This window comes from Kallipyga gabonensis (assembly GCF_001286805.1).
GTDB classification, from domain to species: domain Bacteria; phylum Bacillota; class Clostridia; order Tissierellales; family Peptoniphilaceae; genus Kallipyga; species Kallipyga gabonensis.
The window spans coordinates 109,341-135,849 of sequence record NZ_CXYV01000002.1; the positions used below are offsets into that span (position 1 = coordinate 109,341).

23 protein-coding genes are annotated in these 26,509 nt (G+C 55.5%); 4 read left to right on the forward strand and 19 right to left on the reverse strand.

Translation table 11 applies throughout. The features are described from left to right. Positions 1–11 precede the first annotated feature (11 nt). Genes tsaD through tsaE form a run of 4 tightly spaced genes read right to left on the reverse strand, consistent with a single transcriptional unit; the run spans position 12 to position 2,674 of the window. A complete protein-coding gene (tsaD, locus tag BN2373_RS01920; protein WP_053942508.1) occupies positions 12–1,016 on the reverse strand; it encodes a tRNA (adenosine(37)-N6)-threonylcarbamoyltransferase complex transferase subunit TsaD in 1,005 nt (334 codons plus the stop codon). Then, a complete protein-coding gene (gene rimI / locus BN2373_RS01925; RefSeq protein WP_053942509.1) occupies positions 1,013–1,504 on the reverse strand; it encodes a ribosomal protein S18-alanine N-acetyltransferase in 492 nt (163 codons plus the stop codon). The genes tsaD and rimI overlap by 4 nt, the downstream gene beginning before the upstream one ends. Continuing rightward, entirely contained in the window at positions 1,491–2,270 is a 780-nt protein-coding gene (gene tsaB, locus BN2373_RS01930; protein ID WP_053942510.1) for a tRNA (adenosine(37)-N6)-threonylcarbamoyltransferase complex dimerization subunit type 1 TsaB, read from the reverse strand. The genes rimI and tsaB overlap by 14 nt, the downstream gene beginning before the upstream one ends. Further along, positions 2,267–2,674 (reverse strand): tRNA (adenosine(37)-N6)-threonylcarbamoyltransferase complex ATPase subunit type 1 TsaE, encoded by a 408-nt coding sequence (gene tsaE, locus BN2373_RS01935; protein WP_053942511.1) that lies wholly within the window; start codon positions 2,672–2,674, stop codon positions 2,267–2,269. Before tsaE ends, tsaB begins: the two co-directional genes overlap by 4 nt. A gap of 152 nt (positions 2,675–2,826) precedes the next feature. Between tsaE and murJ the strand changes: the two genes are divergently transcribed. Next, positions 2,827–4,362 (forward strand): murein biosynthesis integral membrane protein MurJ, encoded by a 1,536-nt coding sequence (murJ, locus tag BN2373_RS01940; RefSeq protein ID WP_053942512.1) that lies wholly within the window; start codon positions 2,827–2,829, stop codon positions 4,360–4,362. A 138-nt stretch (positions 4,363–4,500) separates the two neighbouring features. On the opposite strand, the gene galE is transcribed toward murJ, so the two are convergent. The 5 genes from galE to BN2373_RS01965 all read right to left on the reverse strand — a co-directional run bounded on the left by galE (position 4,501) and on the right by BN2373_RS01965 (position 9,697). Beyond that, positions 4,501–5,502 (reverse strand): UDP-glucose 4-epimerase GalE, encoded by a 1,002-nt coding sequence (gene galE / locus BN2373_RS01945; protein WP_053942513.1) that lies wholly within the window; start codon positions 5,500–5,502, stop codon positions 4,501–4,503. A 151-nt stretch (positions 5,503–5,653) separates the two neighbouring features. Then, positions 5,654–6,706: a M15 family metallopeptidase gene (locus BN2373_RS01950; protein ID WP_162200041.1), complete on the reverse strand. Its 1,053-nt coding sequence runs from the start codon at positions 6,704–6,706 to the stop codon at positions 5,654–5,656. Positions 6,707–6,881: 175 nt separating this feature from the next. Then, positions 6,882–7,715, reverse strand: a complete 834-nt coding sequence (ispE, locus tag BN2373_RS01955; protein ID WP_162200042.1) for a 4-(cytidine 5'-diphospho)-2-C-methyl-D-erythritol kinase — start codon at positions 7,713–7,715, stop codon at positions 6,882–6,884. A gap of 66 nt (positions 7,716–7,781) precedes the next feature. Further along, the gene (locus BN2373_RS01960; protein WP_019133345.1) at positions 7,782–8,003 is read right to left on the reverse strand and encodes a Veg family protein; all 222 of its coding nucleotides are present in this window, start codon (positions 8,001–8,003) and stop codon (positions 7,782–7,784) included. 299 nt (positions 8,004–8,302) lie between these two features. Next, positions 8,303–9,697 carry an aminopeptidase gene (locus BN2373_RS01965; protein ID WP_053942516.1) on the reverse strand — a complete coding sequence of 465 codons (1,395 nt, stop codon included), beginning with the start codon at positions 9,695–9,697 and terminating at the stop codon, positions 8,303–8,305. Between the two features lie 174 nt (positions 9,698–9,871). Between BN2373_RS01965 and BN2373_RS08075 the strand changes: the two genes are divergently transcribed. Then, positions 9,872–10,135, forward strand: a complete 264-nt coding sequence (locus tag BN2373_RS08075) for a DUF1858 domain-containing protein (protein WP_082337966.1) — start codon at positions 9,872–9,874, stop codon at positions 10,133–10,135. A gap of 94 nt (positions 10,136–10,229) precedes the next feature. On the opposite strand, the gene BN2373_RS01975 is transcribed toward BN2373_RS08075, so the two are convergent. From BN2373_RS01975 to BN2373_RS01990, 4 genes are read right to left on the reverse strand one after another with little or no spacing between them, the layout of a single operon-like run. Beyond that, positions 10,230–11,105: a hypothetical protein gene (locus BN2373_RS01975; protein WP_053942517.1), complete on the reverse strand. Its 876-nt coding sequence runs from the start codon at positions 11,103–11,105 to the stop codon at positions 10,230–10,232. 9 nt (positions 11,106–11,114) lie between these two features. Then, positions 11,115–11,897 (reverse strand): hypothetical protein, encoded by a 783-nt coding sequence (locus tag BN2373_RS01980; protein WP_053942518.1) that lies wholly within the window; start codon positions 11,895–11,897, stop codon positions 11,115–11,117. Between the two features lie 8 nt (positions 11,898–11,905). Further along, positions 11,906–12,841 carry an ABC transporter ATP-binding protein gene (locus BN2373_RS01985; protein ID WP_053942519.1) on the reverse strand — a complete coding sequence of 312 codons (936 nt, stop codon included), beginning with the start codon at positions 12,839–12,841 and terminating at the stop codon, positions 11,906–11,908. Beyond that, positions 12,822–13,187, reverse strand: a complete 366-nt coding sequence (locus tag BN2373_RS01990; RefSeq protein ID WP_053942520.1) for a GntR family transcriptional regulator — start codon at positions 13,185–13,187, stop codon at positions 12,822–12,824. The genes BN2373_RS01985 and BN2373_RS01990 overlap by 20 nt, the downstream gene beginning before the upstream one ends. A 123-nt stretch (positions 13,188–13,310) precedes the next feature. On the opposite strand from BN2373_RS01990, the gene BN2373_RS01995 reads away from it, so the two are divergent. Next, complete coding sequence (locus BN2373_RS01995; protein ID WP_053942521.1) at positions 13,311–13,823, forward strand: dihydrofolate reductase; 513 nt, start codon at positions 13,311–13,313, stop codon at positions 13,821–13,823. Here the strand turns inward: BN2373_RS01995 and BN2373_RS02000 are convergent. Then, positions 13,807–16,716: an ATP-dependent DNA helicase gene (locus tag BN2373_RS02000; protein WP_053942522.1), complete on the reverse strand. Its 2,910-nt coding sequence runs from the start codon at positions 16,714–16,716 to the stop codon at positions 13,807–13,809. The two genes, BN2373_RS01995 and BN2373_RS02000, sit on opposite strands and share 17 nt — an antisense overlap. A gap of 149 nt (positions 16,717–16,865) precedes the next feature. Here BN2373_RS02000 and BN2373_RS02005 point away from each other — a divergent pair, with 149 nt between their 5' ends. After that, entirely contained in the window at positions 16,866–17,288 is a 423-nt protein-coding gene (locus BN2373_RS02005; protein ID WP_053943464.1) for a deoxycytidylate deaminase, read from the forward strand. A 552-nt stretch (positions 17,289–17,840) separates the two neighbouring features. Here BN2373_RS02005 and BN2373_RS02010 read toward each other — a convergent pair. From BN2373_RS02010 to glpK, 5 genes are all read right to left on the reverse strand, one after another. After that, positions 17,841–19,028 carry an NAD(P)-dependent malic enzyme gene (locus BN2373_RS02010; protein WP_053942523.1) on the reverse strand — a complete coding sequence of 396 codons (1,188 nt, stop codon included), beginning with the start codon at positions 19,026–19,028 and terminating at the stop codon, positions 17,841–17,843. A 63-nt stretch (positions 19,029–19,091) separates the two neighbouring features. Further along, entirely contained in the window at positions 19,092–20,429 is a 1,338-nt protein-coding gene (locus BN2373_RS02015; protein WP_053943465.1) for a class II fumarate hydratase, read from the reverse strand. Between the two features lie 22 nt (positions 20,430–20,451). Beyond that, positions 20,452–21,888 (reverse strand): aspartate ammonia-lyase, encoded by a 1,437-nt coding sequence (locus tag BN2373_RS02020; RefSeq protein WP_238379610.1) that lies wholly within the window; start codon positions 21,886–21,888, stop codon positions 20,452–20,454. Between the two features lie 90 nt (positions 21,889–21,978). Continuing rightward, the gene (fusA, locus tag BN2373_RS02025) at positions 21,979–24,036 is read right to left on the reverse strand and encodes an elongation factor G (protein ID WP_053942524.1); all 2,058 of its coding nucleotides are present in this window, start codon (positions 24,034–24,036) and stop codon (positions 21,979–21,981) included. A 926-nt stretch (positions 24,037–24,962) separates the two neighbouring features. Beyond that, positions 24,963–26,459 (reverse strand): glycerol kinase GlpK, encoded by a 1,497-nt coding sequence (gene glpK / locus BN2373_RS02035; protein WP_053942526.1) that lies wholly within the window; start codon positions 26,457–26,459, stop codon positions 24,963–24,965. Positions 26,460–26,509: the final 50 nt, after the last annotated feature.

A 26,509-nucleotide genomic window follows, 5' to 3' on the forward strand; every position in this document is an offset into this window, starting at 1 on the left:
AGTATCTCCTTCTAAAGGCCCAGGTTGGGATCGGCGGTAAAAGCCGGATCCGAGGGGCCTCGGTTGATATAGTGATAATAACCGGCCGAACCGATCATGGCCGCGTTGTCCGTACAAAGGTCCAAGGGAGGCACATAGAAGTCCACCCCCCTGCTTTGGCAGGCCTTGACCAGGTTCTCCCGAAGAGGACCGTTGGCAGCCACTCCGCCGGACAGGCAAAGGGTCTTAAAGCCGGTATCCTCCAAAAGATGGATGGATTTTTGGGTGAGGACATCGATGACCGCATCCTGAAATCCCCTGGCCACATCGGCCTTGTTGATGGGGAGACCCTTTTGATCCTGGTGGTGACAGTAGTTGATGACTGCCGTCTTGAGGCCGGAGAAGGAGAAATCGTAGCCGTCTTCCTTCTTCATCATGGCCCGGGGAAAGTCCACGGCACCCGGCCGACCCTCCATGGCCAGCTGTTGAACCTTAGGACCGCCGGGATAGCCCATGCCCAGGACCCGGGAGACCTTGTCAAAGCTTTCCCCGGCGGCATCATCCCGGGTGGATCCTACGACGACATAGTCTGTATACCCATCCACCCGACAAAGGTAGGTGTGGCCGCCGGAAACCACCAGGGCAATGAAGGGGGGCTCCAGGTCAGGGTGTACCAGGTAATTGGCACAGATGTGACCCTCCATGTGGTTGACGCCCACAATGGGAATGTCCAAAACAAAGGACATGGCCTTGGCAGCGGAAATGCCCACGAGGAGGGCTCCGATCAGGCCGGGTCCCCGGGTGACGGAGACCAGGTCGATGTCTCCGGGCTTGAGCCCGGTCTCCTCAAAGGCCATGGCCAGGATCCGATTAACCGCCTCCAAATGCTTCCGGGAGGCAATTTCCGGCACCACACCACCATAGAGGGCATGGGTGGCGATTTGTGTCGATACCAAATTGCAGAGAACCTTCCGTCCATCCTCCAGGATGGCTACGGAAGTCTCATCACAAGACGATTCTATGGCCAGTGAAATCATGCCTTCTCCTTCTTTTTTCTCATCACATAGGCATCCACGCCGATCTTGGCATAGTAGTTTCGGCGGATGGCCACTTTTTCAAAACCGAATTTTTCATACATAGCAATTGCCGGAAGGTTGTTGACCGCTACTTCCAGAAAGCAGTCCTCCGACCCCCTGCCAAAGGAGGAGGCGAGGAAATCCTCCAGCAAGCGGGACCCGATCCCCTTCCCCCGAAATTCCAGATCCACCCCGATTTTATTGAGGGAGGATTCGCCCGCCACGTGCCAGGCGGTATAGTAGCCGACCACCTTACCCTGATAGACGGAAACCAGGCAGGTCGTCCGGCCGTTTTCCACCAGTTCCTCTTCAAAAAACTCCCGGGTCCAGGGAAAGGGAAAGGACTGTCTTTCGATGAAAAGCACCCGGTCCAGGTCCTCCCTGACCATGGGGCGGATCCGGTTCTGACTCAAGACGAGGTTGGGGATCGCTGTTTCACCGGTTCTCATGCCGACTCCGATCCAATTCGGCCTGGGACTTGCGGAGGTAGTTGGGGGTCAGGTCCAGGGGAGAATCCGAATGACCCCGGTCCAAACGGGCGGCGGCCAGCCGGGCGATGGACCGAATGGGAGACAGGCGACCCTGACCCTGATAGATGACCGAAGGAAAATCCGCCCGGTCCACCAGATAGGGATGGGTGGCCATCCCCTTGCCGGAGAAGACCACACCGGAATGGACCCCCTCTTCCACCAGCCGGGTCAGTTTTTCCAGGAAGTCTTCCTGGTAGTAGAGGGCTTCCGGGATGAGGGGAGCGGACATGAGGTCTGTCTCCTTAGGACTGCCAAATCCCTCCGCTGGAGGCGGATAAGCGGCAGCAAAGATTCGGTTGGCCCTGGCGTCGATGACGGGAACCCGGAGGAAGCCCTTGTCCCCATCCGCCTCCATGGCCAGGGCGGCCAGGGAAGAGATCCCCACTACGGGCTTGCCGGAAAACTGGCCCATAGTCTTGGCCATGGTCACCCCAATCCGGAGGCCGGTAAAGGAGCCCGGTCCCTTGGCACAGGCAAAGGCATCGATGTCATCAGGAGAAAGCCCCGCCCCCTTGACCATGTCGTCTAAAATCGGGATGAGAGCCTCGGCCTGACGTTGGTCCTCCTCAAGAAGGGTCACCGCCTCAAAGGTCCCTTCCCGGGATCCCCGGGGAGAGTCCGGCTTCCAGGTGTAAATGGCGGCCCCGGTTGATGAAGTTGTCGTATCAATGGCAAGCAGTCTCATCGGATGTCCACCTCCCTTTCTTCACCTTCCCCCTTAGTAATGGAAACCCAAATGGTATGGGGGGGAAGATAGTCCCCGGCCCGGTCGGGCCATTCTACAAAAGCCAGCCCATGGTCCGAATAGAAGGCCTCCTCGTAGTTGAGGTCCTCGATCTCCTCAGGCTCCTCCAACCGGTAAAGATCCATGTGGTAGAGGGGACCCCGGTCGGTCTTATAGGCATGGATAAGGTCGAAGGTAGGGGAAGTAATCTGGCCTTCCACCCCCAAAGCCCGGGCAATCCACCGGACCATCTGGGTCTTCCCGGCACCCAAATCGCCGTCCAAGGCAACCACCGTTCCCGCTTCCAATCCCTTCAAAAAATCCAGGGTCCATGCCTTCATCTCTTCTTTATTTTCAATATGCATAATGACTCGCTTCCTCATTAAAGAAATACAGGATCTCCTCCCCCTTCATTCTGAAAAAAGAGGACCCACTATCTATTATAACCGACCGGGCAAGACTTGTTCCTAAAGCCTTCCACTTGTGATACACTCAATGAATCAGAAAAGGAGGGTCTATGGGTTCCATTGCATTTCAATTGATGGTCATCACCATCGTTTCCAAGTTTACCGGCCTCTTCCGTGAGGTGTTTTTTGGGGCGGTCTTCGGGACCTCCATCATTAAGGATATCTACGTCATCACCAACTCTCTGACAGCTATCCTCTTTTCCTATCTTTTTGTTTCCACCCAGACCACCTTCATCCCCATGTATAACAATGTCCTGTCCAAGAAGGACCGGAAGGCCGCCGACCACTTCACTTCCAACCTGACCAACACCCTGGTCCTCCTGGCCGGCCTGGTCATCCTCTTAACCTGGATTTTTGCTGGCCCTCTCGCCCGGATCATTGCCCCCGGTTTCTCCCCGGAAAACATCGCCAGGACCGCCGAATTCCTCCGGATTGTCGTGGTCGGCATCCTCTTCTCCGCCATCAATGCCGCCCCCATCTCCTACCTGAACATCTATGACAACTTCGCCACCCCGGCCACCACCGGGATCCTCATGAACATCATCCTGGTGGCCTTTGCCTACGTCGCAGCCAAACAGGATTCCATGGTCCTCCTGGCTGTGGGAGCCGTGGCCGCTAAGGGCCTCCAATATGCCTTCTTCCCCCGGGCCATGCGGAAAACCGGCTACCGCCACTCCCGAGTCCTTGACCCCAAAGACCCCTTTATTCGAGAAGCCCTTCTGATTGCCCTCCCGGCCATTTTCTCCATCCTGGTCAATGACCTCTCGGTTATCATCGACAAGTCCATCGCCTCCGCCATCGTCTCCGAAGGCGGGGTCTCCGCCATGGACTATGCCGCCAAACTCATCGACTTTGTCCAGGGCATCGTGGTCGTCTCTATTGTCACCGCCTCCTACCCCCGGATGTCCCGCCTGGGTCAGGACCGGACCATGCGATCCCGTTTCAAGCGTCTGACCCAGCAGGCCGTCTCCTCCGGCGCCCTCCTGGTCGTCCCCTCGGTGGCCGGCCTCATGCTCTTTGCCACCCCCATCACCCGTCTCTTCTTCGAACGCGGGGCCTTCACCGCCGAGTCCACCGCCATGGTCTCCACCATCCTCTTCTGGTATGCCCCCTCCCTCCTCTTCATCCTCTTCTCTCAAGTCTACACCCGAGCCTTCTACTCCCTCAAAGATACCCGAACCCCCCTGATTGCCGGAGCCATTCAAGTGGCTATCGACATCATTCTGAACTTCATCCTGTCTTACTTCTTCGGCTTGAGCGGTCTGGCCGCCTCCACCACCATCGGAGCCATCGCCGGATCCCTCCTTCTTATGACCTTCCTCCGAATCAAGATCGGCCCCCTGGGTCTAAGCCGGATGGGGAAGTCCCTGGCCAAGATCTTCATGGCCACCCTGGCTATGGGTCTGGCTTCCTGGGCTGTCTATCGCTTCCTCCCCTTGACTTCGGATAACCTCCGCTTCGTCCTCGCCCTCCTGGTCGCCATCCTGACCTACCTGGTCGTCGTTATCGCCCTCCGGATCCCGGAAGCCCAACACCTGGCCCTCCGGGCTATCGAGCGCCTGGAAGCCCACTTCCCCGACCGGTAATTTCGATCAAACAGAGTTGGGTATTTGGCCCCAAAAAGGCCACTTCGGCCTACCTTCCGGCAAAAAAAATAAAGAGGTCAGCCGGAAAAATCCAGCCGACCTCATCCGTCCCCTCCCCCGGGAGGGGATTATTTTTTCTTAGTCCCGGGACTGCTGCTGAAATTCCCAGGAGGATTTGCAGGCTTCTTCGATGGAATGAACCGGCTTCCAGTCCAGTTCCTTCTGGGCCTTGGAGGAATCCGCATAGGTCGTGGCGACATCGCCCGCCCGGCGGCCCTCGATTTCATAGGAAATCTTCAGGTCATTGGCCTTCTCAAAGGCATGGACCAGTTCAAGGACGGAAGTCCCCTTCCCAGTTCCCAGGTTGTAGGTCAGAACCCCCTTCTCTCCCACCGTGTTTTCCAGAGCGGCGACATGACCCTGAGCCAGATCCACCACGTGGATGTAGTCCCGGACCCCGGTCCCATCCACGGTATCGTAATCGTCTCCGAAGACGTGGAGGTAGTCCAGTCGACCGTCTGCCACCTGGCAAATATAGGGCATGAGGTTGTTGGGAATCCCTACCGGAGATTCCCCGATCAGGCCGGATTCGTGGGCTCCGATGGGGTTGAAATAGCGGAGGAGGATCCCCGTGAAATCCGGATCAGCCACGCAGAGATCCCGGATCATCTGCTCGATCATCCGCTTGGTCTGTCCATAGGGGTTGGTTGCCTCTTCCGGCATCCCCTCGACCATGGGGCTTTCATTCTTCGGCGAATATACCGTGGCGGAGGAGGAGAAAATCATGGTCTTGACCCCGTATTTTTCCATCATCTTGAGGACGACCAGACTGGCATTGAGGTTAACCTCATAGTAGGTCAGGGGTTTCCTGACCGACTCCCCGACCGCTTTGAGGCCGGCAAAATGCATGACGCAGTCGAAGTCATAGTCCCGGAAAATCCGATCCATCGCTTCTTCATCCTGACAGTCCACCTTGTAAAAATCGATGGCCTTGTGGCCCAACTTTTCAATTTTTCCTTTAACTTCTTCCTTGGCGTTATAGAGGTTGTCGACAACCACCAAATCATGGTCATGGTGGAGAAGCTCAACACAGGTGTGGGAGCCGATATAGCCCAAGCCCCCTGTTACCAATACCTTCATCCTTGCCCTTTCTAGCTTTGTAAGCCTTGACCGCCTTATCCTTTAATAAAGCCGCCCAAAGAAAAAATGGATTTTATCTTGTCCAAACAAACCAATAGGTGCCGGTTACCCGACACCTATAACAACGACGATAGTTGATGACTCCGGCATCCTATTGGACACCATAGAATACCTCGAGGGTGAGGCCTTCGTTGGAAATGATCGAGGCATCTTCAATACCGATGTAAACGAAGATGGTCGGATCGGCACGGTAGCCGGTGATGGTCTCCGAGCCTTCCGGATAGCGGAGGACATAGCCATATTCATGGGCATGGTCCTTGAGCCATTTGAAAGCCTCGGTTTTTTCAAACTCATTGTCCATGCGGGGATCCGTCCCCTCAACATAGAACTTGACGCCCACGCCCGTTTGAAATACGGCGTGTCCGGGTTGGGGGGCATGGGCCGGATTGCCTTCAAGGACCAATTCCTTGGCCTCATCAGCGGCTGACCGGTAAGTCGTTGCGACTTCCACCTTGACCCCATCTCTTTCCATGGCCTCGGTCATGACCCGAAGGGCTGCCGCGGCATCCTCATGAAAGACGGTTTCGTAATTGGTAGCTACCCCGTAGGAGGCGTTGACAATCAGGTGGCCATCCACGACCACAAACTGGGAGGCATCGGTGATCACATCCAGATATTCATCTCGGATGTAGCCTTCCCGCCCCACAGAGGTGACCTTGGTCCAGCCATCCTGGTGGCCATAGGTCTCCACCACAGTATCCTTGGGGAGAGCCGCAACTTCCGTGGATTTGATGGAATCCCGGTTATACAAAATCACATCCTGGTTGGTGACCAGGAAGGTATCTAGCCGGTTTTGATAGGTGTCTGCCTGTTTCTTCTCTGTCCGGGGAAGAAGGCGTTTGGATTGGGCTTCCCTGGAAGTCATGTACTTGATTTCCCGGTCCTTGCCGATTGCCTTCTCTTCCTTAGCCGGATCATCTGTCCCCTGAACAATGGTGATTTGAGACTCCGGTAAAGAGGACTGGGCCGAAGAGTTGTTGGATAGGCGAGAAATAATAAACCGTCCGGAAAAGAAGACGACAGTTGCTGCTAAAGCAAGAGCAAGAATGCTCCGGCGTTGGCTGCGCTTGCGGCGGAGTCTCCTCCGCTCGTATCTCTTTGCCCGACGGTCTAATGAGTTGTTGGAAATGGGATTTTTGGCCATGCTGGGGTCCTTAATATAGTAAATCCGAAAAGTCGGATGAAAAAAATCATTTTTAGAGGAGAAAATGCTCCCCATCTATAGATTGATTATACATGAGGAACCTTGTGGTTTCAAGGTCAGTAATCGCTTTTATCCCCAATATATTGCCTTTTTTCCACCATTTTATCCACAAAAATTATAGGGTCGAGGCAAGGTAAACGAAGGGGTAGGCCGACTCCATCATCCGCCGGGCTTTTTTCAGCATTCCTTCATCCTCAAAAAGGCCAAATACCGTTGGTCCGGAGCCGGACACCATGGCCATGTCCGCCCCCAAATCCTTGAGCTCTTTTTTGATTTGCCGAAGCTTGGGTTGGAGGGTCAGGGTAACCGTTTCCAACTGGTTCTGCATAAGGTCGGATACATGGCCGGCATTGCTGTCGATGGCGTGGGCCAATTCTTCAAGAGGAATCTTTCCATAATTCTCCACTTGGCCATAGACATAGGCCGTGGATAGGCCCTCTCCGGGATTGACCAGAAGGACATGGTGGCCATACCAATTCCTCAAGGGGGTTAAGATCTCTCCTCTTCCCCTTCCTCTCTGGGTCCCTCCCCGAATAAAAAAGGGAACATCAGAGCCGAGCCCGGCCCCGATTTCTTCCAGTACGTCATCGCTAAGGTCCAGGTCCCAAAGCTTATTCAGCCCTTTTAAGGTCGCCGCTGCATCCGATGACCCCCCTCCAAGACCCGCCTGGATAGGAATCCTCTTTTCCAGCTCAATAACCACCGCATTATCTTCCACCCGGTCTTTCATGGCTTCCCAGGCCTTAAAAATCAGATTATTCCGGTCCAGGGCCAAACTCGGGTCATCACAGGTAAGGGCAAATCCCCCCCTGCCTTCCTCAATCGACAGGGTATCCGCCAGGTCAATTTCCTGAAGGATCATGTCCACCTCGTGAAATCCATCCTCCCTCTCACCCAGGACATCAAGAGCTAAATTAATCTTTGCATTTGCCCGCATTTCCACTTCCATGTCCAACTCCCATCCATTTTCCTGCATAAAAATAGGGAAGGCGGTCACCTTCCCTGGACGTCTGATCTAGTAGATCGTCATTTTCACGGTTCCGGTCAAGACGTCGGTGTAGGTATAAGATACCGTGGACTCCACGTCAAAGTTATTCGTCACCCGAACCGTAAATACATCTTCAAAAGCCCCTTCCAGGACTCCCTCTTTGGTCACAATCCGCTTGCGACCCTTATCCGCCTTGACGACAACGTTTCTCCCCAAGGCCTCTTCCACTTCTTTTTTGATGGAATTCATCGTTTTATTTTCTATCAAGGCACACCAACTTTCCGCATTTCGCTTAACGAGATGGCTTCGAAATAAAAAAGACTGGAATGTTCCCAATATAAAGGAACTTGATAAATCATTCTAGCACATTAGAGGGATGTCGTCAATGGGCGGTAGGCTGAGAAACCGCCATAAGACAGTAAGACAGGCCTGAAGATAAAAGCCTGCCCGGGAAAATCTCTCCCGAACAGGCTCTTTGAATCACTTCAGATGGTATTTCCTATCGGATTTTACCATGTCGGCTTCATCCATGGACCCACTTCTTACGGCTAGGCGTTGAAGAAGGCCCGGTAGGCCCGATAGGTTTCGTAGGCATCGGCTTTGGAGGCGAGTTCGATGGGGGCGTGCATGGAGAGCATACCGGTTCCGCAATCGACCACGTCCATGTTGTATTTGGCCAGGATGTAGGCGATGGTCCCGCCGCCGCCGGCATCCACCTTTCCAAGTTCACCGGTCTGCCAGATGACTCCTTCTCTGTCAAAAATCTTGCGAATCTCGGCCAGGTATTCCGCATTGGCATCGTTGGACCCGCCTTTTCCACCGGATCCGGTGTACTTGGAGACGGTAATTCCACACCCCAGGAGAGAGGAATTTGAGTAGTCGAAGACCTCGGGGAATTGGGGATCATAGGCAGCGGTAACGTCAGCGGAAAGAACTCGTGACCGGCCCATGGCCCGCTTAAGATCAAGCTCCGAGTAGGCCTCCTTCATGGTGGAAAGGATGTCGGCGACAGCGTATTCGAAGAAGTTGGAGGTCATCCCGGTGGAGCCGACAGAACCGATCTCTTCTTTGTCTACGAAGAGGGCAACCTTGGTCCGGTCAGGTACCCCTTCTTTCCGATCCAGGAGGCCGCGAAGGTTGGCGAAGGAGCAGATCCGGTCATCGTGGCCATGGCCCGCGATGAGGGACCGGTCGAAGCCCACTTCTCTGGCTGGACCGGCAGGAACAACTTCAATTTCCGCACACTGGAAGTCGTCTTCTTCGATCCCGTATTCCTTCTTCAGATAGGCTAAAATGTTGGCCTTGATGGGTTCCTTTACCTTGTCGTCCTGACCGGAGGAGTCCGTCCCGATGACGACTTGGAGCTGCTCGCCTTCAATCACGGTATCAGCCTTCTTTTCCAGCTGCTTACGGGAGAGGTGGATGAGGAGGTCGTTGATATAGAAGACCGGATCATCCTCTTTCTCACCGATGTGGATGTCCACCTTTTCTCCCTCCTTGGTGAAAACAACCCCATGAAGGGCAAGGGGAAGGTTGGTCCAGTGGTATTTCTTGACCCCGCCGTAATAGTGGGTTTTCAGGTAGGCCATGTTGACTTTATCATCTTCCGCCAGGGGAAGGGGCTTGAGGTCCAGACGAGGCACATCGATGTGAGAGCCCACGATGTCCATGCCCAGGGTCAGGTCCTGACCCACAACAAAGAGGACGACCATCTTATTCTTGTTGACCCGGTAGACCTTGTCACCCGGCTTGATCCCCTCCTCCATGGCCATGGAGAGGTCACGGAAACCGGCTTTCTCCGCCTCCTCAACGATGATGTCCACAGCCATCCGCTCAGTCTTGGCCGTGGAAAGAAAGTCCATATAGTCCCGGGAATAGTCTTCCAGTAACTCCCTCTCCCGGTCGGAGATCACTTCATACACTTTTTGTTTCTTGAATGTCATATTGCCTCCTTCACTTGATTGGTTTACATTCTCACCTAGTATACACCTCTATAGGATTTTACTGAAAGACCTGTCTTCTTTTATTGACTCAAATCAAAGATAAAGGTAGCCCTTTTGGGTATTATATAGACCACATTGGTGATAAAATCCAGAGATGGAAAGCAAGGAGGTAGTATGTTTAATAAAGAAAACCTGCAAGGCCAGGATGTCAATACAGACCATGGAAGGGATGAGGGCAAAAAAGATGAACTTGTCATCACCAAGGATATGCTGATTTCCGAAGTCATCCAACGGAAGCCCCGGACCATCGAGCTCCTCATGATGGTGGGTTTAGGTTGTATCGGTTGCCCGGCCTCCATGATGGAATCCATCGAACAAGGGGCCATGACCCACGGGATCGACCCGGATGTCCTGGTTCAAAAGCTTAACGAATATTAATGGCCTGAGCTTCGGATGAAATTTCGGGGTCGGTAAATAAAAAAAGGCTGTACCGAACGAGTCCATCGTTCGGTACAGCCTTTTTCTTGCTGATCTACCGGTCCAGTTTTTCCCAATAGCGTTGGGCAAGGGTGAAAAAAACCAGGGCAAGGACCAGAACGAAAACATATGAAGAAAGAGAGTAACCGGCCTTCTCACCGATTTTCCCTCCGGATTCTTTCAAAAAACCCACTCCGTTGTGGTAGATTCGCTCGACAGCCAGGATTTTATCAGACGTTTTCTCTGCCAGATGAAGGTCCATACTCCTCTTATCGATATAGAGGGGGAGGAGGCGGTTGGCCCCATAGATGGCCCAGTCCAGACAGAAGATTCCCAGAAAAAAGACCAGGGGTTGAGAGAAAGAGAGAGACAGGGCCCAGGCCTTCCTTCGATAACCGTAGTAGAGCCTCGTCCAGGTGAAGGCCCCGAAAAAATAAACCATAGTCCACCAAAGGACAAAATAAAGAAGGGCAAGGCCATCCATCTCAAACCAGCCCCAAACCAGGCCCAAGAACAGTCCCCGATCCAACATAGCCGTCCGAATTTTTTCATAAAGGGGCCTGAAAGACATATCCTGGATAAATATTGAGGATGCCCGGGTTAATAGATAAAAAACCAGACAAAGGAAGAGGAGGGCCAGGTATTTAGACAAAATAATCTTCCAACCGGGCATGGGGGTCAGGAAAGTTTTAATCCCCTCCCGGCTGGTCAGCTCTTTGGAAAAGTTATAGGAAATCAGGATGCCCAGGGCAACCAGGAGAGCGACCTGGATGAGGTAGGAAAGGAGGAGGTAGAGCTCACTCGTTTCCACAGACCTTCCTTTCAGAGAAATAAAGGCAAGACCGGCCAGATGGGAAAGGAGAAAAATGAAATAGAAGACAGCCATGACCGGAAAAAAATCCCGAATTTCATGTCGTATGCGTTTCATCATAATAACCTCCTAATCGTCAATCCGATCTTCCGCCAAGACAGCACTGGCAGTGAAGAGCAAAACCGTAGCTAAGATGACCAGGGCTAAAGGAAGAGCCCAAAGTCCCTCTTCTCCTTCAAAAAGACCCACTGTATCGGATCCCCGACAGGCATAGGTCCATAGAAAGCGGCTGACGGAAGTCCAGGCTTCCGGCTCCCACATCTGAAGGGAAAAGGAAGCCGGAGAGAATACTACCGGCAGACGGGGAACCAGAATATCCGCACCCAGAGCCAACCCGCCAATCAAGGGGACAAGGATCACATAGTCAAGCAAGAGTTGCAGGGAAGGGTTCCTCTTCTTCCATGGTCCCATGGCCAGACGACCCAGGGTTTGGAGGAAAAAGAGGAGGGCGAGAACAAAAGCAACTTGAACGAGGATGGCTATAACCAGGGAGAAAGACAAGACCTCATCAGAAAAGAGGGAAGCGGCTGTTTCTCCCCTGCCTAAGGCCCGGGCCATCTTCCCTCCCCCTGCTACCAGGGTCAAGGCGAGAAAAGCGGTAAAAAGAACGGAGAGGAATCGGCCTCCAAATTCCTTTGCCCGGGAAAGGGGGACAAGGTGGAGGGCCGGTCCGGCTTCCGGCCCAAAGTATTCCCCCAAAGCCTCCCAAGCCTCCAGGAGAAGGACCAGGCCCAAGGGAAGGAAGGCGAATTGGACCCGGTCGATTGTCCAAAAAAGAGCCAGAGCCATGGCAAAAAGGCCCCACCGTCTTCCCCATTTATGCCGTCTCTGTTGGGTAAATACACGCCACATAGGTCCTCCTAGCGGTAGATCTTTTTATACAGGTCGTCCATGGACAAGCCCTCCTCCATCCGGAGGACCTCCGCCGGTCCCTGCTTGACGATCTTCCCCTTGTCCAAGAAAATGACCTCATCGAAAATGGATTCGATGTCCCGGACCCTCTGGCTGGTGATAATAAACGAGGCCTGGCCGCCCACGGACTCCACCAGGAGGTCGATGATGTCGTCCCGGACCAGGGGGTCCAGGTTGCCCAAGGGCTCATCCAGGAGGTAGAGGTCGGCCTCCCGGCTCAAACAGAGGGCCATGGACAAGCGGACCCGGTAGCCGATGGAGAGGTGGCCCACCCGCTTTTCGGGAATCTTGAAGCGGTCAACTAAGTAGTCGAACCGGTCCTTGTCGAAGTCCGGGAAGAACTTGACAAAGAAGGACCGGGCCGAGGATACCGACTCCCCAAAGCCGACCAGGCCTCCTTCGGGGAAGTAGGAGACCATCCCCTTGGTTTTCAGGCCCACCGGCTCCCCATTGACCGTCACTGTCCCCTTGGTCGGGTGGAAGAGACCCGCCAGGATCCGGAGGAGGGTAGATTTTCCCGCCCCGTTGGGGCCCATGAGGCCCAGGACCCGGCCTTCTGCCAGGTCGAAAGAGAGATCATCCAGAATGACCTGGTTGGCCAGGGACTTGGTCAGGTTCTTGACCACCAGGCGGGGCTTATAGACAAAAGGAGCAGGCGTTTCTTCCGGCGTGGCATTCTCCATCGGCTCATCAGGCGTCTCCACGACCTCTTCCGGCTCCTCATCGATCTCGCCCGGCGTCTCCGGAATCTCCACTTCGGGAATCACCTGCATTTCCACCGCCTTGGCCTTGTCTTTTTTCTTTTTCCTCTTTTTTGGGGAAGACTTCTCTTTTTTCTCCGTCTTCTCCAGTTCCTCCCGGATCCTATCCTCTAGCTTGGTCATGGAATCCTCCTTTATTCAGAACAAACCGCCGGATCTCCCCATCGTCCATGCCCAGCTTTCGGGCCCGGTCGAGGAAGTCTTGGAAGTGGCCTTGGACCAGGTCCTCACGGGCCAGGGCAATGCGGTCCCGGTCCCGGGTGAAGGCCAGGCCCTCTCCCTCCCGGCGGATCAATCCACGGGCCTCCAGGCCCTGGATGGCCCGGTCGATGGTTTCGGTATTGGTCCGGAAGGCCATCCGCAGGCTCTCCCGGTCGGGGACCGGGTCCCCGGCTTGGTAGACTCCCGAAAGAAGGTCCCCCAGGATTTGGTCTTGAACGGTTTCAAACACCGCCTTGGTCTTTGTCATGAAAACACCCTCCCAACTTGTTCAAAAGCGACCGGATGCGTAAAATGGGTATACCACCGTGTATGATTTTTGTTTCCACCATTTTACCATGATTGCCCCATGAAGAAAGGGGGAGGAGGAATTATGATCTTGATCTTTATCGTGGATGAGAACTTCGCCATCGGCTACCAAAATGACATGGTCCATCACATCAGCCGGGACCAAAAGCGTTTTAAGGAGGTCACGACCGGGAACATCATCGTCTGTGGCCGGAAGACCCTGGAAACCTTCCCGGGAGGCCGCCCCCTCCCCAACCGGGACAATATCGTCATGTCCCGCCAGGACCTCCCGCCCCAGAAGGGGATGACCTTGGTCCACGACCGGGAGGGGCTCATGAAGGCCATCCAGGAACTCAACCCCAACGGGACAAAAAAAGTCTTTTTGGCCGGCGGAGGCCAGCTGGTCGAGGCCCTTTGGGACCTGGCCGATGAGGCGGATATTTCCATGATCCACCATGCCTTTGACAAGGCGGATGTCTGGATCCCCAACCTCCGCGAGGATCCCGAATGGGTCCTGACGGATGAGTCCGAACCCATGTCCGACGGGGAATATACTTTCACCTACCAGAAGTACAAGCGGGTTACTCCGGACAAGTAGGTGTCCACTCCCCTATGGTCCTCATCTTGTAGCAGAAGGGGGCCATGGAGCAGGTCCGGCAGGCTTCCCTATCCCGGGCCATAGCCCCGAAGTCACCCGCCTGAATTTCCGCCACCAGCCGGTCCATGGTCCCTTTCCAAGCCTCCAGGTCTTCCTCATCCAAGGGGAAGGCCCGGAGGCTTTCTTTTTCCCGGGCCGCCGACAGGTCATAGAGGAAGTTCTGCCCCTTTCCCTTAGCAGCCGGACCCGGCCAATGGGCATCCAGGAGGATCCGGTAGACGGCCAGCTGGTGGATATAGGTCTCGAGAAGGTCGGATTTTTCAGGAATGTGGGCCTTGAAGTCGATCAGGGTCCCATCGTCCAGAACCAAGTCCAGGCTCCCGAAGAGGCGGTAGTTTCCCATGGAGAGGGCCAGGTCTTTTTCGGCCCAAAGAAGCCGGGGCAATACCCGGTCCTTTTCTCGGCTCATGTAAGCCAGGATCCGGTCCCTGGCTTGGTCGAGGCTTTCCGGGTTGATGCCTTCTCCCCCGGCAGCCAGACCCCCGGCCACAGAAGCCAGAATCTTGTCCAGGTCCTCATCTGAAACCCGGCCTCCTTTCCGGTTGACGGCCTCCAGGGCCCGGTGGAGGAAGGTCCCCTCCGCCATAGCCCGGCTCTTCCGGGGCGGAAAGCCCAGGATCCGGAAGAAGAAGTAGGACCGGGGGCAGGTCCGGTAGAGGGCCAGGTCGGAGGTGTAGGCATAGCTTTCCTGGACCCCCTCGCCTCTATCTTCGGAGGGGGTGATGTGGGCCAGGGCCTCCTCCATCTCCAGGGTGGCCAGGCTCATGTTGAGGCGGAGGAAGGGGGGCCAAAGGGCCCTGGGGCCTCGGGGTCCCTGACTTTCGTCCGGGCCGGCCGTTAGGACCAGGAGGTCCTTGGCCCGGGTCATGGCGGTATAGTATTGGCGGACGGTATCCAAGTCCTGGGCCAGGTCAGGGGCCGGCTGGTGGCCCAGGAGGGGATTGGCCGGAAGGAGGTCCTCCCCCTGGGAAGGTCTCCGGAAAGTGTACTTCTCTCGCCCTTCCTCCAGGATGACCAGGGAAAATTCCAGGCCCTTGGACTGGTGGATGGTCATGACCCGGACGGCATCCTCCACCTCCCTTTGGTCGGGGTCGATATAGTCCAGGTGGCCTTGCTGGAGCTTGATCCAGTGGTCCAGGAAAAGGAGGGTGGCCTTGCCTCGGGTCCCCTGGCTGATCTCCGGCCTTTGGACCAAGCCGGACATCTCATCCAGGTAGGCCATAAAAGCGGCCAGGGCCAGGGCGGGGTCCCGGTCCTCATCTCGGCCATCCAGGGCTTTAGCCAGAGCCCCTTCGAAAGGCGGAAGGCCCAGGAAAGACAGGGCGACCTCCCCCAACCGGACCTTCTTCCCTTCTTTCCAAAAGCTGTCCCAAGCCCGGAAGATCTCTTCCCTCTCCTCCCTTCCTTTCCGGGGAAGACTTTCGACAAGGGTCCTGGCGGGATTTTGGGCCATGAGGTCGGCGGCCCGTCCCCCGGCTGACTTTCCCCCTTCGGTCAGGAGGGTAACCAGGAGGCAGGCGGCCAGATGGCGGACGAGGCTTACCCCGGCCAGGCTCTCCGTCTTGGAGGATTGGCAGGGGATCCCCTCCGCCTCCATGGCCCGGAGGATCCGGCGGATGGAGGGGTTGTAGCCGGGGTTAACGGAGTGGGAGAGGATGGCCATATCCCGATAGGCCAGGCCCTTGCCGTGGGCTTCCTTGACCAGGTGGACCAGCTTTTGGGCCCATCTGTCGGGATCCTCCTCGATCCATTTGTAGACGCCTCCCTCCGGCCTTTCCGGGGGGACGGTAATGGCCTTGGGGAAGCGGTTATCCCGGATAGCCCGGTCCCGGTCGGTCCCAAAGGGCCGGTCAATGAAGGCTCCGGCGGTGGCCATAATCCGCCGGCCGGACCGGTAGTTGGTGGTCAGATAGAGGGTCCGGCTCCCGGGATAGCGGCGGGGGGAGGCCAGAAGGGTTTTTACGGTCGCCCCCCGGAAGCGGTAGAGGGACTGGTCGTCATCCCCCACCACGCAGAGCTTGCCGGTCTCCCGGGCCAGCCGGGAGAGGATGGCCTCCTGGACGGGGTTGGTATCCTGGTACTCATCCACCATGAGGTATTTGGCCCGGGTCTGGACATGAGCCAGGACCTCGGGGTCTTCCAAAAGCTCCATGGTCTGGTAGAGGACTTCGGAGTGGTCCATGATATTGTAGTGGCGGAGCATGGCCCGGAAGCGGTCCAGGAGGAGGCGGGCGGCCCGGGTCTCGGGACAGTCGACGGTCAGGTCGGCGAAGCCCTCACGAACCCGGTCCATAAGCCGGAGGTAATCCTTCTTCCGGTAGGTCAGGGTTCGGGGGTCCCGGGGGTTGTGGCGGGGAAAGAGGAGGGCCATGGCAGCGGCCAGGTCCTCCCGGACCATCTCTCTTTCCGGACTTAGGCCCGTCAGGGCGGGCCAGGACCGGTCGACCAGGTAGGCGATAGCGACCTCACCCACCCGCCGGAAGCCGGGGAGGTAGGCCGTCTTGTCGATGTTTTCTTCGATGATGGACTGGCCGATCTGGTGGAAGTTGCCTACATTGACCTGGCCGGCCAGGGAGGCCAGACTCCCGGCAGAACCGGCTTGTTCGCCCGGATCCCCTTCCTCCCGGCCCAGCCGGGTCAGGACTTCCGCCTTGGCCTTTCGGGTGAAGGTGGTCACCATGATTTCTTCCGGCCGGGCCAGGCCTTGTTCCAAAATGTACCGGACCCGTCCCACCATCGTCCGGGTCTTTCCCGTACCCGGCCCGGCGATGATTAATACAGGCCCCTCCGTCGTCCGGATGGCTTCCCATTGTTGGTCGTTGTAGGGAAACATGGCGGTCCTCCCCTCCCTCTTTCTGGTAAAATAAAGCAGATCCTTCTTCTATTCTAGTGGATCGGAGGCATCCTGTGGGAAGAAATGGGTCAATTTGGAACCATTCGGGATCCATTGAGACAATATGGGAGAAAAAGGGAGGTAATGAGATGGCAAGAAAATCTTGGGATGAATATTTTATGGAGCTGGCCCAGGGGGTGGCTCAGAGAGGGACCTGCGACCGGGCCTATGTGGGCTGCGTCCTGGTCAATCCGGACCACCGTATCGTGTCCACCGGCTATAACGGAGCCCTATCGGGCAACCCCCACTGTGACCAGGTGGGCCATACCATGCGAGATGGCCACTGCATCGCCACCATCCACGCCGAGATGAACGCCCTCCTTTACTGTGCTAAAGAAGGCATCACCGTCAAGGGAACCACCTGCTATGTCACCCACTTCCCCTGCCTCAACTGCACCAAGGCCCTCATCCAGGCCGGGATCGTGGCGGTCTACTATCATGAGGGCTACCGGATCGATGACTATGCCCTGACCCTCTTTGAGCGGAACCACATCCCCGTCAAACAGTTGTAGGGATGGTGGGCAGCGGAGGCCGGGGGCACCGCCCCGGGAAATGGCTGAGTGCGGAATTGGGATCCAGCCGGAGTCGAAAGCCCTGATAATCCGGAGAATTTCAGGAATATCAGGGTCCGGAGCCCTGACAATTTGCTAAATCAAAAGAGAATCAGGGGCGAAAAAAACCTGATAATTGGCCAAATGGCAAGAAAATCAGGGCATAAAACCCTGTCAATTTGCTGAATTATAAGAAAAACAGGGTGAAAAAAGGCCCTGCTTTTTTGTCAGATTGTGAAAATATCAGGGGCGGAAACCCTGATAATCCATAAAATTTTAGGAATATCAGGGCCCGGTACCCTGACAATTTTACAGGCCAGCGAATATCAGGGTCCAGAGCCTGCACCATGAACCACCGCTGCAAGCGGCTTGCCCTTCCCTGGGAAGCCCCGGATCCCACTATCGGTCAGGGCGGTGCTACTCTGGAAAACCTCATGACCCCGCCCCGGCACAAAAAAAGGGAGAAGTGCAAGAATTTGCACTTCTCCCTTTTTTCAAACAGTGGAGGTGATCCTAGTTGGTCTTCCGGGCCAGGCCCTGATCGATGGCGACTTGGGCGACGGCCTTGGCGACGGCATCGGGGACCTTGGGGTCGAAGGGTGAGGGGATGACGTAATCTTCCCTGATTTCCTCATCCGGAATGATGTCGGCGATGGCCTGGGCAGCAGCCAGCTTCATTTCTTCGGAAATAGCGGAGGAGTGGACGGAGAGGGCACCCTTGAAGAGGCCGGGGAAGGCCAGGACGTTGTTGACCTGGTTGGGGTAGTCCGACCGGCCGGTTCCCATGACCCGGGCTCCGGCTTCCTTGGCGACATCGTAGTCGATTTCGGGATCGGGGTTGGCCAGGGCGAAGATGATGGGGTCCTTCTTCATGGACCGGACCATGTCGGCCGTAATCTTATTGGGGACGGAGACGCCGATGAAGACATCGGCCTTGGCCATGGCCTCTTCCAGGGTCAGGTCTTCGGCATCCTTGTTGGTTTCTTCGGCCAGCTCCTTATATAAGGGGTTGGTGTAGGAATCCTTGTCCTTGCGGTTGAGGATACCGGTGGACCGGAAGCCGTAGATGTTGGCCACGCCCAGCTTGTTAAGCATGCGGAGAATGGAGGAGCCGGCAGCACCCAGGCCGGACATGACCACGGTCAGGTCCTCCCACTTCTTCCCCACCAGGGTGAGGGCGTTGATGAGGCCGGCGATAACCACGATGGTGGTCCCATGCTGGTCGTCATGGAAGACGGGGATATCCAGTTCCTTTTTCAGTCGAGTCTCAATTTCGATGCAGCGAGGGGAGGAGATGTCCTCCAGGTTGATCCCGCCAAGGCCGGGGGCCAGGAGTTTGACGGTTTTGATGATTTCCTCGGTGTCCTGGGTGTCCAGGACCAGGGGGATAGCGTTGACATCGCCGAAACGTTTGAAGAGGCAGCACTTGCCTTCCATGACCGGGAGGGCGGCCTCGGGACCGATGTTGCCCAGACCCAGAACGGCGGATCCATCGGAGATAACAGCAACGGAATTCCCCTTCCAGGTGTAGTCATAGACAGCTTCCTTGTCATCCGCGATGGCCCGACAGGGTTCGGCAACACCGGGAGAGTAGACCAGGGAGAGGTCCTCCTTGCTTTCCAGGGGAGCCTTGAGTTCCACGTTCAATTTCCCCTTGAGCTCCTTATGGAGGGCAAGGGCTTGTTCAAAGACATCGTTCATGAGATTTCCTTTCTATCCGGGGCCGGTCAGCCCCTATCATTCCGGGAGAATGGTATCCGGCAATCAAACCATCTTCTTGGGGTCCACGGCCCGGTCAAATTCTTCCTCGCTGAGGCCGCCTACTTCCCTGGCCGCTGCTTTTAGGGTCAGGTTCCTGGCATAGGCATGGTGGGCGATTTCCGCCGCTTTTTCATAGCCCAGGGAGGGCGAGAGGGCGGTCACCAACATCAGAGAGGCCTCCATGTTATCCCGGATCTTATCGGTATTGGCCTCCAGCCCCTCCACCAGCTTGGTCCGGAAGCCCGTCATCCCCTTAGCCAGGAGGTCAATGGAATGGAGGCCGTTGTAGATGATGAGGGGCATATAGGCGTTGAGCTGGCATTGTCCCTGACTCTGGCCGAAGGAAATGGCCAAATCACCGGCCAGAACCTGGATGGCGATCATGGTCAGAGATTCCACCTGGGTGGGGTTGACCTTGCCCGGCATGATGGAGGACCCGGGCTCATTGGCCGGGATCCTCAACTCTCCGATCCCGCAACGGGGTCCCGATGAAAGGAAGCGGAGGTCATTGGCCATCTTGTAGAGGTCCATGGCCAGGTTTTTCATGGCCGAAGAGAGGCGGGTGACTTCGGTTTTGGAAGAGAGCCCGTGGAACTTGTTGTCCATGACGGTGAAGTCCAGGCCGGTCAGGTCCTTGATGACCTCAACCATTGCCCGATCAAAGCCCTCAAAAGCATTGAGCCCGGTCCCGACAGCGGTTCCTCCGATGGGAAGGGGAAGGAGGCCGTCCAGGGCCCCATCCAAAGCCTCCCGGTTGCCCCGGAGGGAGGCCACATAGGCCGATAGTTCCTGACCCAGGGTGACCGGGGTGGCATCCTGGAGGTGGGTCCGGCCGCACTTAACCAGGTCCTCATAGGCCCGGGCCTTTTGGTCCAGGGCGTTGATGAGCCGGTCCAGGGCCGGGAGGAGGACCTCCCTCCCCTTTCGGTAGAGGGCGATGTGGATGGCGGTGGGAAAGACGTCGTTGGAGGACTGGGACTTGTTGATGTGGTCGTTGGGATGGAGGAGGTCCTGTCCCAGGATCTCATTCCCCCGGTGGGCCAGGACTTCATTGACGTTCATGTTGGTCTGGGTCCCGGACCCGGTCTGCCAGACGGTCAAGGGGAAGTGGTCGTCCAGCTTCCCTTCCATGACCTCATCGGCCGCTCGGCAGATGGCCTCCATGGCCCCTTGGGGGAGCCGGCCCGCCCGGTCGTTGACTATGGCAGCGGCCTTCTTCACCAGGGCGATGGCCCGGATCTGGTCCATGGGCATCCGGTCGGTATTTTGGGGGAAGTTTTCCAGGGACCGCTCGGTTTGGGCTCCCCAATACTTGTCGGCGGGGACCATGACCTCCCCCATGGAATCATGTTCTCGGCGGAATTCAGTCAAGGTCTTCCTCCTTCTTGATCCGGTCCTCTTCGATGACGCCGGGCATGGTCATCCGGTAGGGGTCCAGGATGGCATCCAAAACGTCGGGGTCCATGAGCTTGTCTTCCAGGACAAGGTCCCGGACGGTCTTGTGGGATTGGAGGGCCTTTTTGGCAATCTGGGAGGCCTTGACGTAGCCGATGTGGGGGGCGATGGCGGTGACGGAGGCGATGGAGGCCTCAACGATCTTGTCCAACCGCTTCTTATCCGAGCTGATTCCGTCCACGCAGTTGATTCGGAGGGTGTGGACGCCCCCGATCAGGGACCGGAAATTTTCAAAGAGGTTGTGGAAGATGACGGGCTCGAAGGCATTGAGCTCCAACTGGCCGGCTTCGACGGCCATGGTCACGGTCATGTCGTTGCCAACCACGTTGAAGCAGACCTGGTTGACCACCTCGGGGATGACGGGGTTGACCTTGCCCGGCATGATGGAGGACCCGGCCTGGCGGGGTGGGAGCTGGATTTCTCCAAGGCCCGTGATGGGGCCTGACCCCATGAGGCGGAAGTCGTTGGAGATCTTGGAGAGCGAGGTAGCTAAGATTTTCAGGATGGAGGAAGCATAGAGGAAGGCGTCCAGGTTCTGGGTCCCGTCGATGAGGTCCTCAGCCTGGACCAGGTCAAGGCCGGACACCCTGGACAGGCAGGGGACCACCATCTTGACATAGCGCTGGTCGGCGTTGAGGCCGGTTCCGGTGGCTGTCCCTCCCAGGTTGACGGAGGAAAGCTTGACAATCCCTTGCTGAATCCGCTTGACGTCCCTCCGCATGACGGAGGCGTAGGCGGAGAATTCCTGGCCCAGGCGGATGGGAACGGCATCTTCCAGCTGGGTCCGACCGATCTTGACGTATTTGTCGAACTCATGGGCCTTCTGGTCCAGGGAGTCCACCAGAGCCTCCACTTCCTCGCCCAGGTCTACAAAATACCGAATCATGGTCATCTTTCCGGCCGTGGGGATGACATCGTTGGTCGACTGGCCCATATTGACGTGGTCGTTGGGATGGAGTATGGAATAGTCTCCCTTTTCCCCACCCAACTCTTCAATGGCAATGTTGGCGATGACCTCATTGGCATTCATATTGAAGGAAGTTCCCGCACCACCTTGGATGGCATCGGTAATGAACTGGTCCAAAAACTCGCCATCTAAAATCCGGTCACAGGCTTTAACGATGGCCTGAGTCTTTTTCTTGGATAAGAGCCCCACTTCGTGGTTAGTCAGAGCACAGGCCTTCTTCACTTCCACCAGGGATCGGGTGAAATTTCGATCCGGGCAGAGACCGGTAATACTAAAATTCTCCCGGGCACGAAGGGCATTCACCCCATAATAAGCGTCTGCATCCACCTCCATTTTCCCCAGGGAGTCTTCCTCAATCCGGTGGTTCTTTTCTTTCATCTTTTCCTCCATCCTTTCTTGACAGGGAAAAATCCCTTTCGAGCCGGGCCCCGGGCCGGGGCCTGACCACTTCCAGGGATTCGATTCCAATTATTCTTCGATATTCGCTTCCTCAATGATCTTTTCAGCTATCTCGTGGGGAACCTCTTCATAGCTGTTGAAGTCCATAGTGAAGGATCCCCGACCCTGGGTCATAGACCGGAGGTCGATGGCATATTCGGTTAACTCAGCAAAGGGGGCTTCTGCGTTGACAATCTGGTTGCCGTCCTCATCCTGTTCCATACCGAGAATCCGCCCCCGTCTCTTATTCATATCGCCCATAATATCCCCTAAGTAGGCATCAGGGATAGTGACCTGGAGGGTCATCACCGGTTCGAGAAGAACAGGGTTAGCCTCTGTCACGCCTTTTTTGAAGGCAATGTGAGCGGCGGTCTTAAAAGCCATTTCATTGGAGTCGACGGGGTGGTAGGACCCGTCATAGAGGACGGCCTTGATTCCCGTTACGGGGTAGCCGGCCAGGGGACCGGATCCCAGGGATTCTTCCAGGCCTTTTTCGACAGCGGGGAAGAAGTTTTTGGGAACGGCTCCGCCAAAGACTTCCTCATCGAACTCGAAGCCCTCATCAATGGGCTCAAAACGGATCCACACATCTCCGAACTGTCCGGCACCACCGGATTGTTTTTTATGGCGACCTTGAACTTCGGACGTCTTCCGAATGGTTTCTTTATAAGGAATAACCAGGGGTACCCGGTGGACATTGACCCCATAGTTGGTCTTGAGCTTGTTCATCATGGCCTCCAACTGGACATTACCCAGTCCCCGAATCAGGAGCTGCTTGGTATCGGCATTGCGGTCCAACTGGAAGGTGCCATCTTCCTCAGATAACTTGTTTAAGGACGGTGTCAGTTTATCCTCGTCGTTCTTGGAGTCGGCCTGGATGGCGAAGGTGAGGTTTGAGGCAGGCAGTTTCAGACCCTTGTAGCGAACAACATGATCCTTATCAGAGATGGTATCCCCTGTTTCAGTTTTATCCAGCTTAGCGAAAGCACCAATATCTCCGGCCACAATCTCATCTGTATCTTCCTGGGTCTTTCCTCTCATGAAGAAGAGGCCGGAGGGCCGTTCAGAGCTGTCCTTGGAGGCGTTATAAATATCGCCCTTTTTCAGGCTGCCGGATACGACTTTGACGTAGGAAATCTTTCCCACGTAGGGGTCAACCGTCGTCTTGAAGATGACTGCACTAAGAGGCCCGTTCTTGTCCACTTCCGGAAGTTCTCCTTCTTCAGGACGGAAGCCCAGGTTGACGCCCGGGGAGTTGGGGGCCGGCATATACTTCTTGACAGCATCCAGGAGGAGGTCCAATCCGGCACCCATGGTTGCAGAACCGGCAATCAGGGGGACGGCTGATCCATTGAGGATTGCCGCTGACAGGCCTCGACGGACCTCATCATCGGTAAATTCCTCACCGGCGAAATACTTCTCCATGAGGTCATCGTCGGTCATGGCAATCACTTCAACGATTTCATTGAAGGCCGCTTTTGCCTCTTCCACCCGAATCTCAGGAACCTCCACTTCCTTAACTTTGAAGTTATCATATTTATAGGCTTTCATCTCCATAATGTCGATGATGCCCTCAAAATCTTCACCCATGCCTAAGGTTAATGTCAGGGGTAAAACCTTTTTTCCAAATTCCTGGTGAAGTTCATGAATCCGTGTGTTGAAATCCACATTGGGTTTATCCATCTTATTCAGGAAGATGATCCGGGGAAGGTCAATTTTCTCCATATAATTCCAGTAGATTTCAGAACCGACTTCTATACCGGCTGACGCATCGATGACCATAAGAGCCGATTCCGAAGCCCGGAGAGCGGTCAGGACCTGGCCGGCAAAGTCAAAATATCCGGGAGCGTCCAGGAGGTTGATCTTCGTCTCTTTCCATTCCACCGGAAGAACACTCAGGGAAATGGAAATCTGTCGAGCGATCTCTTCCTTATCCCAGTCAGAGACGGTGTTTCCGTCTTCCACCTTCCCCGGCCGGGCTAGGGCCTTGGATAAGTAGAGCAAGGATTCCGAAAGGGTTGTCTTCCCGGAACCACTATGCCCAACCAGGGCTAAGTTGCGGATATTCTTGCTGTCATATTTTTTCATTATTTCCTCCTGGTATAAAATAGTCTCCCCCGTTTCCCCACGACTTTTCCCATCGGAAAATCGGTAGAGCAATTCTCAGAATAGCCATAGGTTTATTATAACAAGCCAAAGGTTTTCCTTCAAGGTGTGATTGTGGATAAATTTCTGTGTGGCCCCGGCAGGCAAAAACCCCCGAAATTCAGACCATGAGGTCTACTTTCCGGGGGCTTTGACTAGGTAAGAAACTATGCACCGGCATTATATCGTTCACAAAGATTCAATGCCTAGAATCTCTTCAACCCTGATTATCTTGCAATTTGGCGAATTGTCAGGGCTCCGGGCTGCTCCGAGCCCTGATATTCTTGAGATTAAACAATTTGTCAGGGTTTCAGACCCTGATAATATTACCATTTGCCAAATTAACAGGGCCCTTTTTCACCCTGCTATTCTCAAGGTTCTCCAATTTGACAGGGTTTGAAACCCTGATATTCTTGCCCATCAGCTTTTTTGTCAGGGCTTTTTTCGACCCTGACATTTTTGAGAACCTACGAGTTGACAGGGCTCCGGACCCTGATATTCTTAATATTCTCAAAATAATCAGGGCTCATCACTCGATTCCGCTATGACTCAGGGAAACCACGCCCTGGCTGGAGCCCGATTTCGCTACTAGCCAGGGAAGCCATGCCCTGGGCGGGGCTTGATTTCACTGCTGGCCAGGAACCCCCCTGTCCCAGAGCCGCCGCCCACCCCGACCCCACACAAGCAAAAGAAACCCAGGCTCAGCTTGAGCGCATTGCAAATCCGAAGGATTTGCCTAAGCGAAAGTGAGCCTGGGTTTCTTTTGTCCTGGGTTTCGTCAAATCCCACCCCACAAGATAAAAAGGGGCCCGCTCTTGCTTAGGCAAATCCGAAGGATTTGCCTAAGCAAGAGCGGGCCCCTTTTTAGATTACTTTACGTCTTTTGCCCAGTTGAGGGAGCGTTTAACGGCTTGTTGCCAGTTGGCATCGAGCTGATCGCGTTCTTCAATGGAGATGGAGGGTTCGAAGGTCCGGTCAATGGTCCAGTTCTTCATGATGTCTTCTTTAGATTTCCAGAAACCGACGGCAAGACCGGCCAGGTAGGAAGCGCCGAGTGCGGTGGTTTCAAGAACTTTCGGACGCTGAACTTCAACTTGGCTCATGTCGGACTGGAACTGCATGAGGAAGTTGTTGGCACAGGCACCACCGTCAACCTTGAGGGTTTTGAGGGGGGCACCCAAATCCTGGGACATGGCCTGGAGAACGTCGTTCGACAGGAAGGCCTGTGATTCCAGGGTGGCACGAACGATGTGGTAGCGGTTGGTTCCACGGGTGATACCGACGATGGCACCACGTGCATAGGGATCCCAATAGGGAGCACCCAGGCCGGTGAAGGCGGGAACAACATAGACGCCATCGGTGTCCTTGACGCGGGTGGCATAGTATTCCGTGTCGATGGCGGAATCGACGATGCGGAGTTCGTCACGGAGCCACTGGACGGAGGAGCCGGCGACGAAGATAGAACCTTCAAGGGCATAGGAGACTTTTCCTTCTTCCAGGCCCCAGGCGATGGTGGTCACCAGACCGTTCTTGGAAAAGACAGGCTTCTCACCGGTATTCATGAGAAGGAAGGCACCGGTTCCATAAGTATTCTTTGCTTCACCTTGTTCGAAGCAGGTCTGGCCGAAGAGAGCGGCCTGCTGGTCACCGGCAGCACCGGCAATGGGGATTTCTTCGCCATTAATGATGGCTTGTCCATAAACATAAGAGGAAGGTTTGACCTCAGGCAGCATGCACTTGGGGATGTCGAGGATTTCAAGGATTTCATCATCCCAGCAGAGGTCCTGGATGTTATAGAGCAGGGTACGGGAAGCGTTGGAGTAGTCCGTGACATGGACCTTCCCCTGACTCAGTTTCCAGATCAGCCAGGTATCAACGGTGCCGAAGAGGAGCTCACCCTTTTCTGCTCTCTCCCGTGCACCGGGGACGTTCTCAAGAATCCAGTGGATCTTGGTTCCGGAGAAGTAGGGGTCGAGGACCAGACCGGTCTTCTGCTTAAAGGTGTCTGTATAGCCTTTGTCCACGAGTTCAGCGGCATAGTCAGCAGTACGACGGCACTGCCAAACGATAGCATTGTAGACGGGCTCACCGGTTTCTTTATCCCACACGATGGTGGTTTCACGTTGGTTGGTGATACCGATGGCGGCGATGTCTTTGGCGGTGGCATTAACTTTAGCCATAGCCTCCATGACAACACCGATTTGGGTGGACCAAATTTCCTTGGGGTCGTGTTCTACCCAACCGGGATGGGGGAAGTACTGAGTAAACTCCTTCTGAGCAACGGATTTGATGTTTCCTTCGTGGTCAAATAAGATACAACGATTCGAAGTGGTTCCGGCATCTAAGGCCATTACATACTTTGGCATAAATCTTCCTTTCTGTTGCACTAGGCGTGGTTGGTTGAAAGACCGGCTTT

Bases quoted from the DNA above. Each gene is read 5' to 3' on its own strand.
- tsaD (WP_053942508.1), bottom strand. From the start codon at position 1,016: ATGATTTCACTGGCCATAGAATCGTCTTGTGATGAGACTTCCGTAGCC.
- rimI (WP_053942509.1), bottom strand. From the start codon at position 1,504: ATGAGAACCGGTGAAACAGCGATCCCCAACCTCGTCTTGAGTCAGAAC.
- tsaB (WP_053942510.1), bottom strand. From the start codon at position 2,270: ATGAGACTGCTTGCCATTGATACGACAACTTCATCAACCGGGGCCGCC.
- tsaE (WP_053942511.1), bottom strand. From the start codon at position 2,674: ATGCATATTGAAAATAAAGAAGAGATGAAGGCATGGACCCTGGATTTT.
- murJ (WP_053942512.1), top strand. From the start codon at position 2,827: ATGGGTTCCATTGCATTTCAATTGATGGTCATCACCATCGTTTCCAAG.
- galE (WP_053942513.1), bottom strand. From the start codon at position 5,502: ATGAAGGTATTGGTAACAGGGGGCTTGGGCTATATCGGCTCCCACACC.
- BN2373_RS01950 (WP_162200041.1), bottom strand. From the start codon at position 6,706: ATGGCCAAAAATCCCATTTCCAACAACTCATTAGACCGTCGGGCAAAG.
- ispE (WP_162200042.1), bottom strand. From the start codon at position 7,715: ATGGAAGTGGAAATGCGGGCAAATGCAAAGATTAATTTAGCTCTTGAT.
- BN2373_RS01960 (WP_019133345.1), bottom strand. From the start codon at position 8,003: ATGAATTCCATCAAAAAAGAAGTGGAAGAGGCCTTGGGGAGAAACGTT.
- BN2373_RS01965 (WP_053942516.1), bottom strand. From the start codon at position 9,697: ATGACATTCAAGAAACAAAAAGTGTATGAAGTGATCTCCGACCGGGAG.
- BN2373_RS08075 (WP_082337966.1), top strand. From the start codon at position 9,872: ATGTTTAATAAAGAAAACCTGCAAGGCCAGGATGTCAATACAGACCAT.
- BN2373_RS01975 (WP_053942517.1), bottom strand. From the start codon at position 11,105: ATGATGAAACGCATACGACATGAAATTCGGGATTTTTTTCCGGTCATG.
- BN2373_RS01980 (WP_053942518.1), bottom strand. From the start codon at position 11,897: ATGTGGCGTGTATTTACCCAACAGAGACGGCATAAATGGGGAAGACGG.
- BN2373_RS01985 (WP_053942519.1), bottom strand. From the start codon at position 12,841: ATGACCAAGCTAGAGGATAGGATCCGGGAGGAACTGGAGAAGACGGAG.
- BN2373_RS01990 (WP_053942520.1), bottom strand. From the start codon at position 13,187: ATGACAAAGACCAAGGCGGTGTTTGAAACCGTTCAAGACCAAATCCTG.
- BN2373_RS01995 (WP_053942521.1), top strand. From the start codon at position 13,311: ATGATCTTGATCTTTATCGTGGATGAGAACTTCGCCATCGGCTACCAA.
- BN2373_RS02000 (WP_053942522.1), bottom strand. From the start codon at position 16,716: ATGTTTCCCTACAACGACCAACAATGGGAAGCCATCCGGACGACGGAG.
- BN2373_RS02005 (WP_053943464.1), top strand. From the start codon at position 16,866: ATGGCAAGAAAATCTTGGGATGAATATTTTATGGAGCTGGCCCAGGGG.
- BN2373_RS02010 (WP_053942523.1), bottom strand. From the start codon at position 19,028: ATGAACGATGTCTTTGAACAAGCCCTTGCCCTCCATAAGGAGCTCAAG.
- BN2373_RS02015 (WP_053943465.1), bottom strand. From the start codon at position 20,429: ATGGGGGAGGTCATGGTCCCCGCCGACAAGTATTGGGGAGCCCAAACC.
- BN2373_RS02020 (WP_238379610.1), bottom strand. From the start codon at position 21,888: ATGAAAGAAAAGAACCACCGGATTGAGGAAGACTCCCTGGGGAAAATG.
- fusA (WP_053942524.1), bottom strand. From the start codon at position 24,036: ATGAAAAAATATGACAGCAAGAATATCCGCAACTTAGCCCTGGTTGGG.
- glpK (WP_053942526.1), bottom strand. From the start codon at position 26,459: ATGCCAAAGTATGTAATGGCCTTAGATGCCGGAACCACTTCGAATCGT.